This window comes from Bacillus sp. UNC437CL72CviS29 (assembly GCF_000482345.1).
Lineage (GTDB): Bacteria > Bacillota > Bacilli > Bacillales > Bacillaceae_G > Bacillus_A > Bacillus_A arachidis.
This window is the reverse complement of sequence record NZ_KI535303.1, coordinates 472,608-489,111: the sequence shown is the minus strand read 5'-3', so window position 1 is coordinate 489,111 and position 16,504 is coordinate 472,608. Positions and strand designations below refer to the sequence as shown.

Genomic DNA, 16,504 nt, shown 5'->3' with positions numbered 1-16,504 from the left:
CGGGCTCATAACCCGAAGGTCGCAGGTTCAAATCCTGTCCCCGCAACCAAATGGTCCCGTGGTGTAGTGGTTAACATGCCTGCCTGTCACGCAGGAGATCGCCGGTTCGACCCCGGTCGGGACCGCCATTTATTTCTGGCTCGGTAGCTCAGTCGGTAGAGCAGAGGACTGAAAATCCTCGTGTCGGCGGTTCGATTCCGTCCCGAGCCACCATTTTTAAATAAATACGCCGGCTTAGCTCAATTGGTAGAGCAACTGACTTGTAATCAGTAGGTTGGGGGTTCAAGTCCTCTAGCCGGCACCACTTTCAAAATGAGCCATTAGCTCAGTTGGTAGAGCATCTGACTTTTAATCAGAGGGTCGAAGGTTCGAGTCCTTCATGGCTCACCATTTATTTTATAATTTTATGCGGGTGTAGTTTAGTGGTAAAACAAGAGCCTTCCAAGCTCTGGTCGAGAGTTCGATTCTCTTCACCCGCTTTTTTATTGGGGGCCTATAGCTCAGCTGGTTAGAGCGCACGCCTGATAAGCGTGAGGTCGATGGTTCGAGTCCATTTAGGCCCACCATTATTCCGCAGTAGCTCAGTGGTAGAGCTATCGGCTGTTAACCGATCGGTCGTAGGTTCGAGTCCTACCTGCGGAGCCATATAATATAGAGAAGTACCCAAGTGGCTCAAGGGGCTCCCCTGCTAAGGGAGTAGATCGCTAACGCGGTGCGAGGGTTCGAATCCCTTCTTCTCTGCCAGAAATTGGCCCGTTGGTCAAGTGGTTAAGACACCGCCCTTTCACGGCGGTAACACGGGTTCGAATCCCGTACGGGTCATACTTAAAGAGATAGCATAATCTGCTATCTCTTTTTTTATTTATCAATGATTTTGTTACGGTTCTGAAATACCATTAGCAACTAATAGTAAAAAAATAAAAATGGATAGTAGTATAAAAAATATGCCGTTAGATATAACACTGAAGATCATTATACTAGCGTTTTTTGTCTTAATTCCCAATATCAAAGCGACTATAAATCCAATGTCTATGATAGAGAATAAAACAATGCTAATCTGTAAATTGGTATTTGGATATAATCGTGTGATTACAAAAACTAATAGTGTAGCGACAAGTAAAGAAATAGTCCAAAGAATGGGCGTAGCTATTTTTCTGCTTTCCCGCATGTTATCCTCCATAATATCACCTCTTTCCACTTTCCTAAATTATATAATATTTCTGTTTCATTACACGCTGAAGTAAGAAGAGCGAAGCAAGTGAATTTGTTTTGCCATAATAAATAAGACAAATATGAACGCTAAAAAACAAGTTGTAATGCTTTTTCACTTGTTTTTAAACAAAATAGCATTAAAAAAGAGAATGTTCAATCCTTCTAGAAATAGATGACCAGTGGTAGTGAAAGGCACTAAAATGATAAAATTACGGTAAAAGAAGTGAAAGATGCAAAAGATACGTCCGTTATTGATTTAAATCCTGAAAAGGGTAAGGGAAAAGATAAGAATCCGGTTATGTATATTGGGATTAACAAACTGCCATACAAGGTAAAGATTGTTGCTACAAGTGAAAATAACATATTTCATTCGGAACAAAATAACGGGAGTATCAAAAACTCGTAAAGAGAAAGCAAGCCTGCATGAAATTCAAATATTTTGTTTCATTCTTATTTAAGTGGATAGTTATTCAGGAAAAAAACAGACTTTGATACGTCTGTTTTTTAGTATACTTTTTTATGCTTTGAGCATCTGACTAATAGAAAGGAGAGAGCGATGGAATATGAAAAAATGGAAGAGATAATTATACAAGCCTTCCGTAGCAGAAAAATAATCTTTTCATTATAACAAATCATATATTTTTATATTGAGACACGCTATAGAATGGAGTGATAATATGGATTTTGAAACTTTGTATCGAACCTATCAACCTTTAGTATACTCTGTCGCATATCGAATGCTTGGCTCTGTTAGTGATGCGGAGGATGTTGCACAGGATATACTTATGAAAAGTCAACATGTGAACCAAGAGCCAGTTAGAAATATGAAAGCGTATTTAATTAAGATGACGACGAACCATTGTTTGAATATACTACAATCAGCACGGAAAAAAAGAGAAATATATACAGGAGAATGGCTTCCTGAGCCGGAAATAGATACAGTGAAATTAAATCCTATGGAAACTATAATTCAAAGCGAAAGAGTATCCTATGCATTCCTTGTATTGTTAGAGAATTTAACTCCTGTTGAAAGAGCCATATTCGTTTTAAGGAAAGCACTTGGTTACGATTATCGTGAAATAGCTGAGCTTTTAAATAAATCAGAAGTAAATTGCCGAAAGATTTACAGCCGTTGCAAAGAGAAGATACAGTATGAAGTGTCAGTACATCCGCAGCAATCGATTCATACAGAAAAAATGGTACATACCTTTATCCAAGGTTCAGAAACAGGGAATTTTGAGGCGTTTATTAATCTGTTGAGAGAGGACGTAGCTCTTGTCACTGATGGAGGAGGTAAAGTGCGTGCAGCCATATTTCCGATTTTGGGCAAACAGCGTATCCAGACATTTTTGGAGGCAATTGTTTCAAAGGGATTCTTTCAAGTCGAACTTCTTCCAACTATCATAAATGGTCAAATTGGTATCTTAGCAAGGAATAAGGGATGTGCAGAGAAAGCTATATGTTTTGAGTGGGATGAAAGCCGAGAATTAATTAGAAGAATCTACATTGTAGTCAATCCCGATAAATTAAAGCATATTTCAGTTCTATAGTATAAAAATGAAAAGAAATCTTTATTTTTTTAAGATTTCTTTTTATTTTGTCACAAATTGAAAAGCTAATTTGTCTTATAAGTGACAGGGTATGAAAGGGATGCTATATATGTTTTCTTTTAGAAGGTCTGTCATGAACTACAATCATGATATGAAAAGATTTATGAAAGACATTATTCAATATCCTGACGCCAAAGTATAAATTAATTTTATTTTATGGAGGGACTATACAATGGAAACAAGGTTTTTAATGGGAAAGGTAAATCCTGAAGGTTATAAGGCAATGGCGGGATTAGAAAAATATTTGATGACTACAAGCATTGATGAGACATTGAAAGAGCTAATTAAAATCCGGGCTTCTCAAATCAATGGATGTGCGTATTGCATTGATCTCCATACGAAAGATGCACGAAAACTAGGGGAAACAGAGCAGCGTATTTATGCTCTTAATGCTTGGCGTGAGACACCGTTCTTTACAGAGGCAGAACGTGCTGTGCTTGCTTTGACAGAGGCGATTACACTAGTAGCGGAAACGCATGTTCCTGATGAGGTATATGAAGAAGTAAGGAAATTCTTTGAAGAAGAACAAATTGCTGAAATTATTATGCAGATTGTTGCTATTAATGCATGGAACAGGATTGGAGTTGCCACTCGCTTAATGCCAGAGAAAAGTTAAAACTTTGATCCAAGAGAAAGCTATTCTTTCTGGAAATGTTGTTGAAAGGATAGCTTTTTTATTAGGTGTTATTTTAGTTTTTAATAGACAAAACGATAGCAACACAGTAAAGCAGCCTTTTCACAATCTAAAGAAAAGGCTTTCATTTTGATGGATTCCAAGCCTGATATAATAACTTTCTACTGTGTGTGAAAAAGTTCACAAATAGGTCATAATTTGTGAATGAATTCACAATAACTTATGCTACAATATGAATGTAAGGAAGTTAAACAACATTAAATTAGTATTTTAATTAATTACTTAAACAATCATGATAAATGTGAACAATAGAGAGGGGAAATTACCATGAAAAAAGGTATCAATCGCGTAGTATTAGTAGGAACAGGTGCTGTAGGTTGTAGTTATGCTTACTCAATGATTAACCAAGGTGTAGCTGAAGAATTCGTACTTGTTGACGTAAATGAAGCGAAAGCAGAAGGAGAAGCAATGGACTTAAGCCATGCAGTACCATTCTCTCCATCACCAACAAAGGTTTGGAGCGGTAGTTATGCAGATTGTAAAGATGCAGATTTAGTTGTTATCACTGCTGGATTACCACAAAAGCCAGGTGAAACTCGCCTAGACTTAGTTGAGAAAAATACAAAAATCTTTAAGCAAATCGTTCGCGGTATTATGGATACTGGATTTGATGGTATTTTCTTAATCGCAACTAACCCAGTTGACATCTTAACTTATGTAACTTGGAAAGAATCTGGATTACCAAAAGAACGCATAATCGGTTCTGGTACAACTCTTGACTCTGCTCGTTTCCGTTATATGCTAGGTGATTACTTAGATGTAGATCCACGCAACGTTCATGCATACATCATTGGTGAACACGGTGATACTGAACTTCCAGTATGGAGTCATGCAACTATAGGTGTACAAAAATTAGAAACAATCTTAGCGAACAACGAACAGTATAACCAAGATGATTTAGATAAAATCTTTGTAAATGTACGTGATGCTGCTTACCACATTATCGAACGTAAAGGTGCAACTTACTACGGAATCGGTATGTCACTACTTCGTGTAACAAAGGCAATCTTAAACAACGAGAACAGTGTACTAACTGTATCTGCATACCTTGAAGGTCAATATGGTGAGAAAGACGCTTATGTAGGTGTTCCAGCTGTTATTAACCGAGAAGGTGTACGTGAAATCGTTGAACTTGAGTTAAATGAAGAAGAAAAAGCGAAGTTCGCTCACTCAGTAAAAGTATTAAAAGAAACAATGGCACCAGTACTTTAAGATAATTGATAAATGATTTAGAAGCGAGAAACTGCTTCCTGCTTCTGAATTTTATATATAACCTCATACAAATTCCTTTTCCAGTTCCCTTGTATATCCCAAAAGTATACCTCCTTTACTGGATAAGGGGCGTTTATAACAAAAAGCATTCTATTGCCCATAGAGTGCTTTTTGTTATTTTTTTAAAATAAACCGCTTTCAATGAATATTCGTCAAAATTCGATATATTTAACGGAAAATTAAAATGTTCCCTTTAATTTCCGCGAAAAAACGTATATTTATTTAAAAATGCACAAGGATATTTCAGTATTTTAACGAATGTTTACAAGGTAATAAAAATTCTGTCATCTTAGTGAGGTGAACATATTGAGTGTAACAAATTGTATGGAAGAAAGTGTGTATGAATTTCACACAAAACAGTGTTATGAGAGCTATAACATATTTGGCGCGCATCCTGTAGTAGAGGATGAAATACAAGGCGTACGATTTACAGTATGGGCTCCTCATGCGAAAGCTTTGAGTGTAGTTGGCGATTTTAATGATTGGAATATTGACGAGCATAAGATGCGAAAAATGACAGAAGAGGGTATTTGGTCATTGTTTATACCACATTTGGAGGAAAAAGAGATATACAAGTATGCGATTGAAACCAAAGGTGGCGAAACAATTTTAAAAGCAGATCCTTATGCAACATATGCAGAAGTAAGACCAAACACGGCATCTGTTATTTTTGATATAAGGGGATATAAATGGAATGATAGAAATTGGTTCCGAAAGAAGAAACGAAAAGTAAGTTATAAGGAAGCAATGGCAATTTATGAGTTGCATTTTGGTTCATGGAAAAAGAAAGAAGATGGCTCTTTGTATTCATATAGAGAAATGGCAGATGAGCTCATTCCTTATGTAGCAGAACATCAATTTACACACATTGAAATTATGCCGCTTGTCGAACATCCATATGACCGTTCATGGGGATATCAGGGAACCGGATATTATGCAGTGACAAGTCGATTTGGTACGCCTCATGATTTCATGTATTTTGTCGATGAATGTCATAAATATGGAATCGGTGTCATTTTAGATTGGGTACCAGGTCATTTTTGTAAGGATGCTCACGGTTTGTATTTATTTGATGGGGCACCAACTTATGAATATAAAGATTTGGATGTAAGGGAAAATCGTATTTGGGGAACAGTGAATTTTGATTTAGGAAAACAGGAAGTGCGAAATTTTTTAATTTCAAATGCATTGTTTTGGATGAAATATTACCATATTGACGGCTTTCGCGTCGATGCAGTTGCAAATATGCTGTATTGGGAAAAAGAAGGAAGGCAGCAAAGTAATGAGTATGCGGTTTCCTTTTTACGAGAGTTAAACGAGGCAGTATTTGCAGAGGACGAAGAATTTCTGATGACTGCAGAAGATTCGACAGCTTGGCCACTTGTGACCGCTCCAACTTATGAAGGGGGATTAGGATTTAATTATAAGTGGAATATGGGCTGGATGAATGATGTGTTGAAATATATGGAGTGTGCACCGGAATATCGGAAATATATTCATGAGAAAATGACATTTTCTTTGCTCTATGCTTACTCCGAAAACTTTATATTACCGCTTTCTCATGATGAAGTCGTTCACGGGAAAAAATCATTGTTAAATAAAATGCCGGGAGACTACTGGGAAAAGTTTGCGCAGCTTCGCTTATTATACGGGTATTTCTTTGCACATCCAGGGAAGAAATTGCTCTTTATGGGCGGAGAATTTGGTCAATTTGATGAATGGAAAGATCTCGAGGATCTAGATTGGAATTTACATGATTTTGAAATGCATTGTTATATGCATGATTACTTTAAAGAGCTCATAGCATTGTATAAGCGATCAAAACCACTTTGGCAGCTTGATCACTCACAGGAAGGCTTTCAATGGATCGATGCTGACAATAATGAGCAAAGTATATTTTCGTTTATTCGTAAAGGAGATAAAGAGGAAGACGTTCTTGTTGTTGTATGCAATTTTACAAACATTGTGTACGAAAATTATAAAGTGGGCGTACCAGAATTCCAATATTATAACGAAATTTTAAATAGTGATGATGTAATATACGGCGGCTCAGGACAGGTGAATAAAAAACGGCTGAAGGCAATACGCGAGCCGTATCATAACCAGTCTGCTCATGTAGAAATAACAATTCCACCATTTGGTGTATCTATTTTAAGACCAGTGAAAACGAGAAAGGGGAGCAAAAAACAAGATGGTACAAAAGCAGACGTGCGTAGCAATGTTACTAGCAGGAGGAAAGGGTAGTCGTTTAAGTGCTTTAACAAAGAATTTAGCCAAGCCAGCTGTTCCGTTTGGTGGTAAGTACCGAATTATCGATTTCACATTAAGTAATTGTGCAAATTCTGGTATTGAAACCGTTGGGATTTTAACCCAGTACCAGCCACTTGAGCTTCATAGCTATATTGGAATCGGTAATGCTTGGGATTTAGATCGTGTGAATGGCGGCGTGACTGTATTGCCCCCGTACTCGGAATCTTCAGGCGTGAAATGGTATACAGGAACAGCAAGTGCAATTTATCAAAATTTAAATTACTTACATCAGTATGATCCAGAATATGTTCTGATTTTATCAGGGGATCATATTTATAAAATGGATTACAGTAAAATGCTAGATTACCACATTGAAAAAGAAGCAGACGTTTCGATTTCTGTTATTGAAGTACCTTGGGATGAAGCAAGTCGATTTGGAATTATGAATACGAACGAAGACATGGAAATTGTTGAGTTTGAGGAAAAACCACAGTTTCCAAAAAGTAATCTTGCCTCGATGGGTATTTATATTTTTAATTGGGCCGTGTTAAAAGAATATTTAGAGATGGATGCAAGAAATCCAGAATCTAGTAATGATTTTGGAAAAGATGTCATCCCGCTTTTATTAGATGAAGAGAAAAAGCTCGTGGCTTACCCATTTGAAGGGTATTGGAAAGATGTTGGAACTGTAAAAAGCTTGTGGGAAGCAAATATGGACTTGCTTCGTGAAGAATCGTCTTTACATTTAAATGATCATAGTTGGCGTATTTATTCAGTTAATCCGAATGAACCACCACAGTATATTGCTGAAGGGGCGAAGGTGGAAGAATCATTAATTAATGAAGGATGCGTTATTGAAGGGGATGTAAAACACTCAGTTTTATTCCAAGGCGTGACGGTTGGAGAGGGGAGTATGGTGATCGATTCGGTCATTATGCCGGATGCATGCATTGGTAAAAATGTTATCGTCGAAAGAGCAATTGTTGGATCAGGTATGGTCATTGAAGATGGGACAATTATTCGTCCAGAAAAAAATATCGATGATGTCGTACTAATAGCTGAGGGGAAATAGAAAAGGAGGATGAGATGAATGGGAGAATCAATGTTAGGAATTATTAATGCAACAGGGAGTTTTCCTTCCTTAAAGAAAGTAACAGGGCATCGTTCACTGGCAGCACTACCATTTGGAGGACGTTATCGTCTCATTGATTTTATGCTTTCGAATATGGTTAATTCTCATATTCATAGTGTAGCGATTTTTACAAGTCATAAAAATCGTTCCTTGATGGATCACCTCGGATCAGGAAAGCAATGGGATTTAGATAGAAAACGCGATGGCTTATTTTTATTTCCTCCGAATTGCCAATGTGATCAAGATGAGTTTGGTTCTTTTGCTCATTTTAGAAGACATATTGACTATTTTCTGCGCAGCAAACAAGAGTATGTTGTCATTACAAATAGTCATCTTGTTACAGCGATAAATTTTCAAGGAGTACTAGAGAGACATATACATACGGAAGCAGATGTTACGGAAGTGTGCCATGAAGGAGTTCCCCTGCAAACCTATGTGCTTAAGAAACAGCTATTATTAGATTTATTTGAAACATATAAAGATATGGAGCATTATAGTTTATTTGATGTTGTTAGAGAAAAACAGGGGAAATCATTGTACATTGGAACATATGAACATACAGGATACGTAGCTGTCATTGATTCGATTGAAAGCTATTATAAGCATAGTTTAGAAATTTTGCAGCCTTCTATTTGGAAGCAGTTATTTACGAAAGAAGCACCAATTTTTACAAAAGTAAAAGATGAGCCACCAACGCGTTATATAAAGGGAGCAAATGTACAAAATACAATGATCGCAAATGGCAGCGTCATTGCAGGGAAGGTTGAGAATAGCGTTGTCTTCCGTTCTGTAAAGGTTGGAGAAGGTTCAGTGATTCGCAATAGCATTATTATGCAAAAGAGCCAAATTGGAGATAATTGTATATTAGATGGTGTTATTATTGATAAAGATGTTAAGATTGAGGATGGTGTAGTTTTAACAGGAACGCCTGAACAACCACATGTTTTGGAAAAAGGTAGTGTCCGAAGTCAAAATATTACGAGTTATTCTTGAAATCTCAATATAAATGAAAACATTCTTTTTTTAGGTGAAGAGAGTGTCCTGCCTTGCATAGAAGTGGGCAGTACCTTTTTTGGCCCCATGCTAAGTTAAAACGAAAGAAGCAAGCAAATAGAGGGTATCTTTTGGTTTTTTATGGGATGGATTATATGTTGAAAAATGAAAATGAATTTATATAGCCGGTGAAATCCTATCTAATAGGGATTTACTGGCTCATCATGATATGAATTTAAAATTCGAAGGGAGGAAGCTGTAAGAAGGGCGGCACAGGGTGTACACGCTTTTCAGGCAGTGGAACAACACGTGAATATTTTATTTGCAGTATCAGAATGCGTACCGTTTATTAAATCAGGAGGCCTAGCAGATGTAGCGGGTGCACTTCCAAAGGAACTCAAAAAATTAGGAGTGAACGTTCGCATTATACTTCCGAACTATAGTCTTATTCCTGCGCACTTGCGAGAAGCATGTACGCTTCACAAAGTAATCCATGTTCAGCTCGGTTGGCGAAATCAATATTGCGGGATTTTAAAAGGAGAGCAAGACGGGATTACGTATTATTTAATCGACAATGAATATTATTTTAAAAGGGATTCTCTTTATGGTCATTATGATGATGGAGAACGTTTTTCGTTCTTTTCTAAAGCAGTATTAGAGTGTATGCCGCACCTGGATTTTGAAGTGGATATCCTTCATAGTCATGATTGGCATACCGCGATGGCGAATTTTTTACTGCGTGAAAAGTATGGGGACAACCCGTTATATCAACATATTAAAACCGTTTATACGATTCATAATTTGCAGTTTCAAGGTGTATTTTCTCGTGAGGTTATGCATGATTTACTGGAGCTTGGTGACGAATATTTTCATAGTGAACAGCTTGAATTTTATGGGAACGTTAACTTTATGAAAGGGGGCATCATCGCTTCCGATCGTATTACAGCGGTTAGCCCTACGTATAAAGAAGAGATTCAATATGAATTTTTTGGCGAAAAGCTAGATGGTTTACTGCGTAAATATAATGATAAGCTGAGTGGGATTGTAAATGGTATTGATACGAGCGTATATAATCCGAAAACAGATGCATTTATAACTGCGCAGTATGATGCAGAGTCGCTATGTGATAAGCAAGAAAATAAACGTGCACTGCAGCGCTACTTTGGTTTGCCAGAAAAAGAAGATACGCCAATTATTTCGATGGTAACAAGGTTAACAAAGCAAAAAGGCCTTGACTTAGTACGTACGGTATTTCATGAAATGATGGAAGATGATGTACAATGCATCATTTTAGGATCAGGAGATTCTGAATATGAGCAGTTTTTCGAATGGATGGCATATGAGTATCCAGAAAAAGTGAAAGTGTATATCGGATTTAATGAGGAGTTAGCACATCAAGTATATGCAGGCAGCGATTTATTTTTAATGCCGTCATTATTTGAACCGTGTGGTCTTGGGCAGCTTATTGCACTGGCATACGGTGTAATCCCAATTGTAAGGGAAACAGGGGGATTGAATGATACAGTTCAGTCTTATAATGAGAAAACGGAGACCGGAAATGGTTTCAGCTTTAGAAATTTTAATGCTCATGACATGTTATATACGGTTCGTTGTGCGCTTACGTACTATCATAATAAACCGGTATGGGATCAGCTTGTCAAACAGGCGATGACAGAAGATTATAGCTGGAAAAATTCGGCTCTCGCATACAAGGAACTATATAAAAGTTTGCTGAAACACTCTTAGGTGGTGAAAAGATGTTTACTCATGTTGAAAGCTTTAAAGCAGCTTTTTTAGAAAAACTAGAAACGATGTATGGAAAAAGTTTCAAAGATTCTACAAGTCGTGATCAGTATAATACGCTTGGTCATATGGTACGTGAGTATATGAATCAGCACTGGATTGCAACAAATGAAAGGTACCGGACCGGGAATCAAAAGCAAATGTATTACTTATCTATTGAATTCTTACTCGGTCGTTTGCTTGGTAGTAACTTGCTGAATCTAGGAATACGTGATGTATGTGAAAAAGGTATTTCAGAACTTGGGGTTTCATTGAAGGAATTGGAGGAAAGCGAAGCGGACGCAGGGCTTGGAAACGGAGGACTAGGCCGCTTAGCAGCCTGTTTTCTTGATTCACTTGCATCGTTAAATCTTCCAGGACACGGATGTGGTATTAGATATAAGCATGGCTTGTTTGATCAAAAAATTGTCGATGGATATCAAGTAGAATTGCCTGAACAGTGGCTTCTTCATGAAAATGTTTGGGAAGTAAGAAGGCATGATCAAGCAGTGGAAGTGAGTTATTTTGGACAAGTGGAAGCCGTACAAATTAATGGGCGCTTAGAGTTTCGACATACTGACGCAGAAGTTATTATGGCTGTTCCTTATGATGTTCCGGTTGTTGGATATGAAACAGATACTGTGAATACACTTCGGCTTTGGAACGCAGAGCCAGTTTCCTTCCCGCAAAACTGCAAGGATATTTTGAAATATAAACGTGAAACAGAAGTGGTATCAGAACTTTTATATCCTGATGATACGCATGATGAAGGGAAAATACTTCGGTTAAAACAACAATATTTTCTCGTATCAGCGAGCTTGCAAAATATCGTTCGTTTGCATCGTGAACGCAACGGAACGCTTCGCAATTTACATGAGAAAATTGCGATTCATATCAATGATACACATCCAGTTCTTGCGATTCCTGAACTGATGCGCATTTTATTAGATGAAGAAAAGCTTGCTTGGGAAGAGGCTTGGTATATTACAACTCATACGATTTCTTATACGAATCATACGACTTTATCAGAAGCGCTTGAGAAGTGGCCGATTCATATTTTTAAACCGTTATTACCACGGATTTATATGATTATTGAAGAGATTAATGAACGCTTTTGTCATGAATTGTGGGAGCGTTATCCGTATGATTGGAAGCGGATTGAAGATATGGCGATTATCGCGCATAATCTTGTCAAAATGGCACATTTAGCAATTGTCGGAAGCTATAGTGTAAATGGTGTTGCAAAAATTCATACGGAAATCCTAAAACAACGTGAAATGCGGTTGTTTTACGAGTTTTTCCCAGACAAATTTAATAATAAAACAAATGGAATTGCTCATAGACGATGGCTCATGAAAGCAAACCCACAGCTTACGAATCTCATTTCAGAAGCGATTGGAACGGAGTGGAAGAAGCAACCTGAAAAGTTACAATTGTTGCAAGATTATCGGTATGATACTGTTTTTCAAGACAAGTTACACTCTGTAAAGCAGCACCGTAAAAGTATTTTGGCTGAGAGAATTGCAAATAAGATGGGAATTGTTGTGGATCCAAATTCTATTTTTGATGTACAGGTAAAACGATTGCACGCTTATAAAAGACAATTATTAAACGTATTACATATTTTATATTTGTACAATCGTTTAAAAGACGACACAAGCTTTTCATTTTATCCGCGCACATTTATTTTTGGCGCGAAAGCATCACCAGGCTATTATTATGCGAAAAAAATTATTAAATTAATAAATGAACTTGCCAGAAAAGTAAATGAAGATCCGTATGTGAGTCAATATATGAAAGTTATCTTTCTAGAAAACTATCGTGTTTCACTTGCGGAAGATATATTCCCAGCAGCAGATGTAAGTGAGCAAATCTCAACAGCAAGTAAAGAAGCATCAGGAACAGGAAATATGAAGTTTATGATGAACGGTGCCATTACACTCGGAACGCTGGATGGTGCTAATATTGAAATAAGAGAAAGAGTTGGGGACGAAGCCTGTTTTATCTTCGGATTAACGGCGGAAGAAGTACTGCATTATTATCAAAATGGTGGATATCGTGCGAACGACTACTATCATCACAATATGCATATTAAAAAAGTAGTTGACCAATTAACAAATGGTTTCTTCACAAATGCTGGCGCTGAATTTGAAGCAATTTATGATTCTCTTGTCATCCAAAATGATGAGTATTTTGTTCTTCGTGATTTTAGTCCATATGCAGAGCGCCAAGAAGATGTAGGGAGAGCATACGAAAACAGAAGAAAGTGGTTAGAGATGTCGATCATCAATATTGCACAATCTGGGCACTTTGCGAGTGACCGTACGATTTTACAATATAGTAATGAGATTTGGGGTATTGGTGATATGGTTAAGCTTTCGTGAACTGAATATAGAAATAAGAGAATGAGTTGAATTCATAAAGTAAAGGTAGGTAAATCAAAAACGGCTTGGAAACTTCCAAGCCGTTTTTGATTATTTCACTATAGAGATATAAGGTGTCACCGAGTATAACATACCAGTCCCACCATATTCGTCTGTAGCAAAGTATGAGAATGTAAAGAAACCTGTAACTGCAAACAATAATACTAGAAAAAGTGCAAAGAAATATTTTAGCATGTTTGGTCCCCTCATCCAGAAGTAGTTACATAGATTATTATAGTATACCGATATGTTGTTTCCAAATGTTTCCGTATCAAAAATGAGAAGTCAGACATGTTTTGTATGTTGTCATGGCGTGATTGTTGGCGATAGATTTTGTATTTTTCGTAAATGTCATGTTGTGATGAACATGTGTATACTCCCAGTCACGGTCATTAAAATGCACTTTGCGCGGGGGAAGAAGCGGGACGACATCGAATAAATTAACGAAGCGAAAGCTGCTTGCGACTTGCATGTTGTAATAGTTTCGAAAAGTAATATCACCGACTTTTGGAGAAGCGAAGGTATAGAGACCGTATTGTGCAAACGCAGTGTTCACTCGCGCGTCTAATATGTGTAGTGTGGCAAGTGCTCCGCCGAGACTATGTCCTGTGGCAAGCAGTTTTTTATGTGATGGTAAGGAGACAAGCATATCCATAATTGGATCACGGCAAGATTCATAAATAGAGAGAAATCCGTTATGAACATTTCCGCTATTTAAGGCGTATGGATAAGGTTTTTGGTTCACAAGTGAATCAATAATCCACTCTAAATCAGTTTGTGTTCCCCGAAAGGCAACGACGATGGTATCCTCAGATTCTAATATGAAGCCAAACCATTCTGTTGTTTGAATGACCTTTGCTTGAAAGCCTTGTACATATTGAAATCCATCCGGTATTTGAAAAACGCCATTTTGTTTATATTGATCATATGTTAATTCACAGCATGAAGCTAATAATATGGCAGTATCTTTATCAAAAGATAAAGGAGCACGCATCAAGGAAGCCCCTCCTTAAGAAATAGTAATAGTTCAATATATGAGTGAAAGGGAATAATCATTCTTTGAGGAAATTTGAAGCAATTTAATACTTGAACCTACAGTTACGTGAGGTAGTATGATTTGAGTAACCATATCGGTAAAACAATGTAGGGGGGAATAACGGATGAGTAACAATGAAAATTATTCAATTGGAGAGTTTTCTAAAAGAACAGGCACATCAATACGAACGCTACATTATTACGATGACATCGGATTACTTAAACCGGAAAAACATCCTAGGTCTGGGCATCGAATATATGTAAATAAAGATATCTTAACGTTGCAAAAGATAGTGAGTCTTAAATTTTTAGGATATAGTCTAGATGAAATATGTGTAATGATCAATATGTCTAGCTTTAATGAAAGCTTAAAAGAAACATTACAACGCCAAAAAACAGCCTTTGAAGAAAAAAAGGAACATATTGAAACTTCTTTGAAAGCCATTAATCGGACAATTACTTTATTAGAAGATGAAGGGCAAGTAGATAGTAATATTTTAATGAGTTTAATTCGTAATATACAAAAAGAAAGTGAACAACGCCTATGGCTTGAGGAATACATGGATAAGAAAGCCGTTGATCGATTATACGATAAATCTGAAGAAGAGATGGTCGCATTGGATAAAGAATTTATTCAGTTGTCGAAAGAAGTGAAAAGATTATTTGGGAAGCCAGTCCATAATCCAGAGGTGCAAAAGCTTGTTAATGAACATATGAAGGCAACGCTTCAATATGTAGGGAAGGATGCTTTACACACTTTGGGTAACTTAGAAAATATAGAAGATCAGTATGAGGATATGATTCCGTCCCCGTATACAAAGGAAGAAGAGGCGTGGTTAAATGAAGCGATGGAGTATTATATGATTCAAAATGGGATGTACAGTCCCGCAAGAGAAGAAGATAAGTGAAAAAACAATCGCTACGCCTTATGACGTAGCGATTTGTTTTTTATTCTTTCCCATCCAGAAGTCGACCAAGTCCACCTAAAACGCTACCTTCCCCGCTGCTTTGAGCTGCAGGATTTGTAAGACGCGCTGCTAAACGGCTAAGTGTTAAGGATTGAAGCCAAACTGTTCCTGGTCCTTCTAACGTTGCGAAGAATAACCCTTCTCCGCCAAATAGAGCAGTTTTTACATTGCCTACAAATTGAATATCATAGTCAACATCTCTTGTCATTGCAACAAGACAACCTGTATCGATGCGCAGTTTTTCGCCAGGCTTTAGTTCACGTTTGTACACAGTGCCACCTGCATGCATGAAAGCGAGTCCATCACCTTCAAGTTTCTGCATGATGAAGCCTTCTCCGCCGAAGAAGCCGCTACCAATTTTTTTCGTGAATTCAATTCCGATAGAAACACCTTTTGCAGCGCAAAGGAATGCATCTTTTTGGCAAACTACTTTGCCTTGATACTCTCTTAAATCAACTGGAACGATTTTCCCAGGATACGGTGCAGCAAATGATACATGACGTTTGCCATGACCTGTATTTGTAAATACAGTCATAAACATACTTTCACCCGTAACAAGACGTTTTCCAGCTCCCATTAGTTTACCGAATAGGCCACTAGACTTTCCGCCACCGTCGCCGAAGATGGTTTCCATTTCAATATAGTCTTCCATCATCATCATTGCGCCAGCTTCTGCAATTACGCTTTCTTCTGGATCTAATTCAATTTCAACGAACTGCATATCATCGCCGTATAATTTATACTCAATTTCATGTGCTTTCATTATTTTCACCTCATATGTAGTGGATACTCATATTGTACAGAATTTAAAGAGATTAGAAAACAATCATTTTGCTAATTTGTAACAAAAAGTCATTTTAATTTTTCGACATGTAAGTTGCTGCTACGAAGAACAAAAGGTGACATTTACTTGTATTCTCCTTTTGTTTTTTACAGGGCAGGGGCTAAAAAGAGTCTGAACGTTTCTATGCAAGGCTGGATGCTCTCTCCCGCCTCAAAAAAGGTTTTCTACTAGTTTATATAGTTTACATATTTTGTGAAGTTTTAAAAAAATACTGAAATGAAAGTGTTCTCATTTGACGTTTTTGATAGAGCGTGATATAGTGAAATCACTATTGAGCTACATAATGTGG

At 37.2% G+C, this 16,504-nt stretch carries 12 protein-coding genes, 9 tRNA genes and 1 pseudogene; 19 read left to right on the top strand and 3 right to left on the bottom strand.

What is annotated here, in order from left to right:
* Positions 1 to 52 precede the first annotated feature (52 nt).
* From M014_RS0123565 to M014_RS0123475, 18 genes and pseudogenes are all read left to right on the top strand, one after another.
* A tRNA-Asp gene (locus M014_RS0123565) sits at positions 53 to 128 on the top strand.
* Between the two features lie 9 nt (positions 129 to 137).
* Positions 138 to 213: transfer RNA gene (locus M014_RS0123560), tRNA-Phe, on the top strand.
* Positions 214 to 228: 15 nt separating this feature from the next.
* Positions 229 to 304: transfer RNA gene (locus tag M014_RS0123555), tRNA-Thr, on the top strand.
* 10 nt (positions 305 to 314) lie between these two features.
* A tRNA-Lys gene (locus M014_RS0123550) sits at positions 315 to 390 on the top strand.
* A gap of 18 nt (positions 391 to 408) precedes the next feature.
* Positions 409 to 479, top strand: a tRNA-Gly gene (locus tag M014_RS0123545).
* Between the two features lie 10 nt (positions 480 to 489).
* Positions 490 to 566: transfer RNA gene (locus M014_RS0123540), tRNA-Ile, on the top strand.
* A 4-nt stretch (positions 567 to 570) separates the two neighbouring features.
* A tRNA-Asn gene (locus tag M014_RS0123535) sits at positions 571 to 645 on the top strand.
* An 8-nt stretch (positions 646 to 653) separates the two neighbouring features.
* Positions 654 to 744 (top strand) — tRNA-Ser (locus M014_RS0123530).
* 6 nt (positions 745 to 750) lie between these two features.
* A tRNA-Glu gene (locus tag M014_RS0123525) sits at positions 751 to 822 on the top strand.
* A 589-nt stretch (positions 823 to 1,411) separates the two neighbouring features.
* Positions 1,412 to 1,618, top strand: a pseudogene (locus M014_RS30270) (hypothetical protein); the annotation flags it as partial.
* A gap of 271 nt (positions 1,619 to 1,889) precedes the next feature.
* Positions 1,890 to 2,762: an RNA polymerase sigma-70 factor gene (locus M014_RS0123510; protein WP_026593889.1), complete on the top strand. Its 873-nt coding sequence runs from the start codon at positions 1,890 to 1,892 to the stop codon at positions 2,760 to 2,762.
* A 232-nt stretch (positions 2,763 to 2,994) separates the two neighbouring features.
* Positions 2,995 to 3,438, top strand: coding sequence for a carboxymuconolactone decarboxylase family protein (locus M014_RS0123505; RefSeq protein ID WP_026593888.1), 444 nt, complete (start codon positions 2,995 to 2,997; stop codon positions 3,436 to 3,438).
* Positions 3,439 to 3,783: 345 nt separating this feature from the next.
* Positions 3,784 to 4,728: an L-lactate dehydrogenase gene (locus tag M014_RS0123500; RefSeq protein ID WP_026593887.1), complete on the top strand. Its 945-nt coding sequence runs from the start codon at positions 3,784 to 3,786 to the stop codon at positions 4,726 to 4,728.
* A 366-nt stretch (positions 4,729 to 5,094) separates the two neighbouring features.
* Complete coding sequence (glgB, locus tag M014_RS0123495) at positions 5,095 to 7,032, top strand: 1,4-alpha-glucan branching protein GlgB (protein ID WP_026593886.1); 1,938 nt, start codon at positions 5,095 to 5,097, stop codon at positions 7,030 to 7,032.
* Positions 6,980 to 8,110, top strand: coding sequence for a glucose-1-phosphate adenylyltransferase (locus M014_RS0123490; RefSeq protein WP_026593885.1), 1,131 nt, complete (start codon positions 6,980 to 6,982; stop codon positions 8,108 to 8,110). Before glgB ends, M014_RS0123490 begins: the two co-directional genes overlap by 53 nt.
* 18 nt (positions 8,111 to 8,128) lie before the next feature.
* Positions 8,129 to 9,163, top strand: coding sequence for a sugar phosphate nucleotidyltransferase (locus M014_RS0123485; RefSeq protein ID WP_026593884.1), 1,035 nt, complete (start codon positions 8,129 to 8,131; stop codon positions 9,161 to 9,163).
* Between the two features lie 309 nt (positions 9,164 to 9,472).
* Entirely contained in the window at positions 9,473 to 10,909 is a 1,437-nt protein-coding gene (gene glgA / locus M014_RS0123480; protein ID WP_026593883.1) for a glycogen synthase GlgA, read from the top strand.
* Between the two features lie 11 nt (positions 10,910 to 10,920).
* Positions 10,921 to 13,329: a glycogen/starch/alpha-glucan phosphorylase gene (locus M014_RS0123475; protein WP_026593882.1), complete on the top strand. Its 2,409-nt coding sequence runs from the start codon at positions 10,921 to 10,923 to the stop codon at positions 13,327 to 13,329.
* 90 nt (positions 13,330 to 13,419) lie between these two features.
* On the opposite strand, the gene M014_RS29810 is transcribed toward M014_RS0123475, so the two are convergent.
* A complete protein-coding gene (locus M014_RS29810) occupies positions 13,420 to 13,563 on the bottom strand; it encodes a hypothetical protein (RefSeq protein ID WP_197030419.1) in 144 nt (47 codons plus the stop codon).
* A 76-nt stretch (positions 13,564 to 13,639) separates the two neighbouring features.
* Positions 13,640 to 14,362 (bottom strand): lipase family protein, encoded by a 723-nt coding sequence (locus tag M014_RS0123465; protein WP_026593881.1) that lies wholly within the window; start codon positions 14,360 to 14,362, stop codon positions 13,640 to 13,642.
* Positions 14,363 to 14,528: 166 nt separating this feature from the next.
* Between M014_RS0123465 and M014_RS0123460 the strand changes: the two genes are divergently transcribed.
* Complete coding sequence (locus tag M014_RS0123460; protein ID WP_026593880.1) at positions 14,529 to 15,311, top strand: MerR family transcriptional regulator; 783 nt, start codon at positions 14,529 to 14,531, stop codon at positions 15,309 to 15,311.
* Positions 15,312 to 15,351: 40 nt separating this feature from the next.
* Here M014_RS0123460 and M014_RS0123455 read toward each other — a convergent pair whose 3' ends face one another.
* Positions 15,352 to 16,134 carry a TIGR00266 family protein gene (locus M014_RS0123455; RefSeq protein ID WP_026593879.1) on the bottom strand — a complete coding sequence of 261 codons (783 nt, stop codon included), beginning with the start codon at positions 16,132 to 16,134 and terminating at the stop codon, positions 15,352 to 15,354.
* Positions 16,135 to 16,504 lie beyond the last annotated feature (370 nt).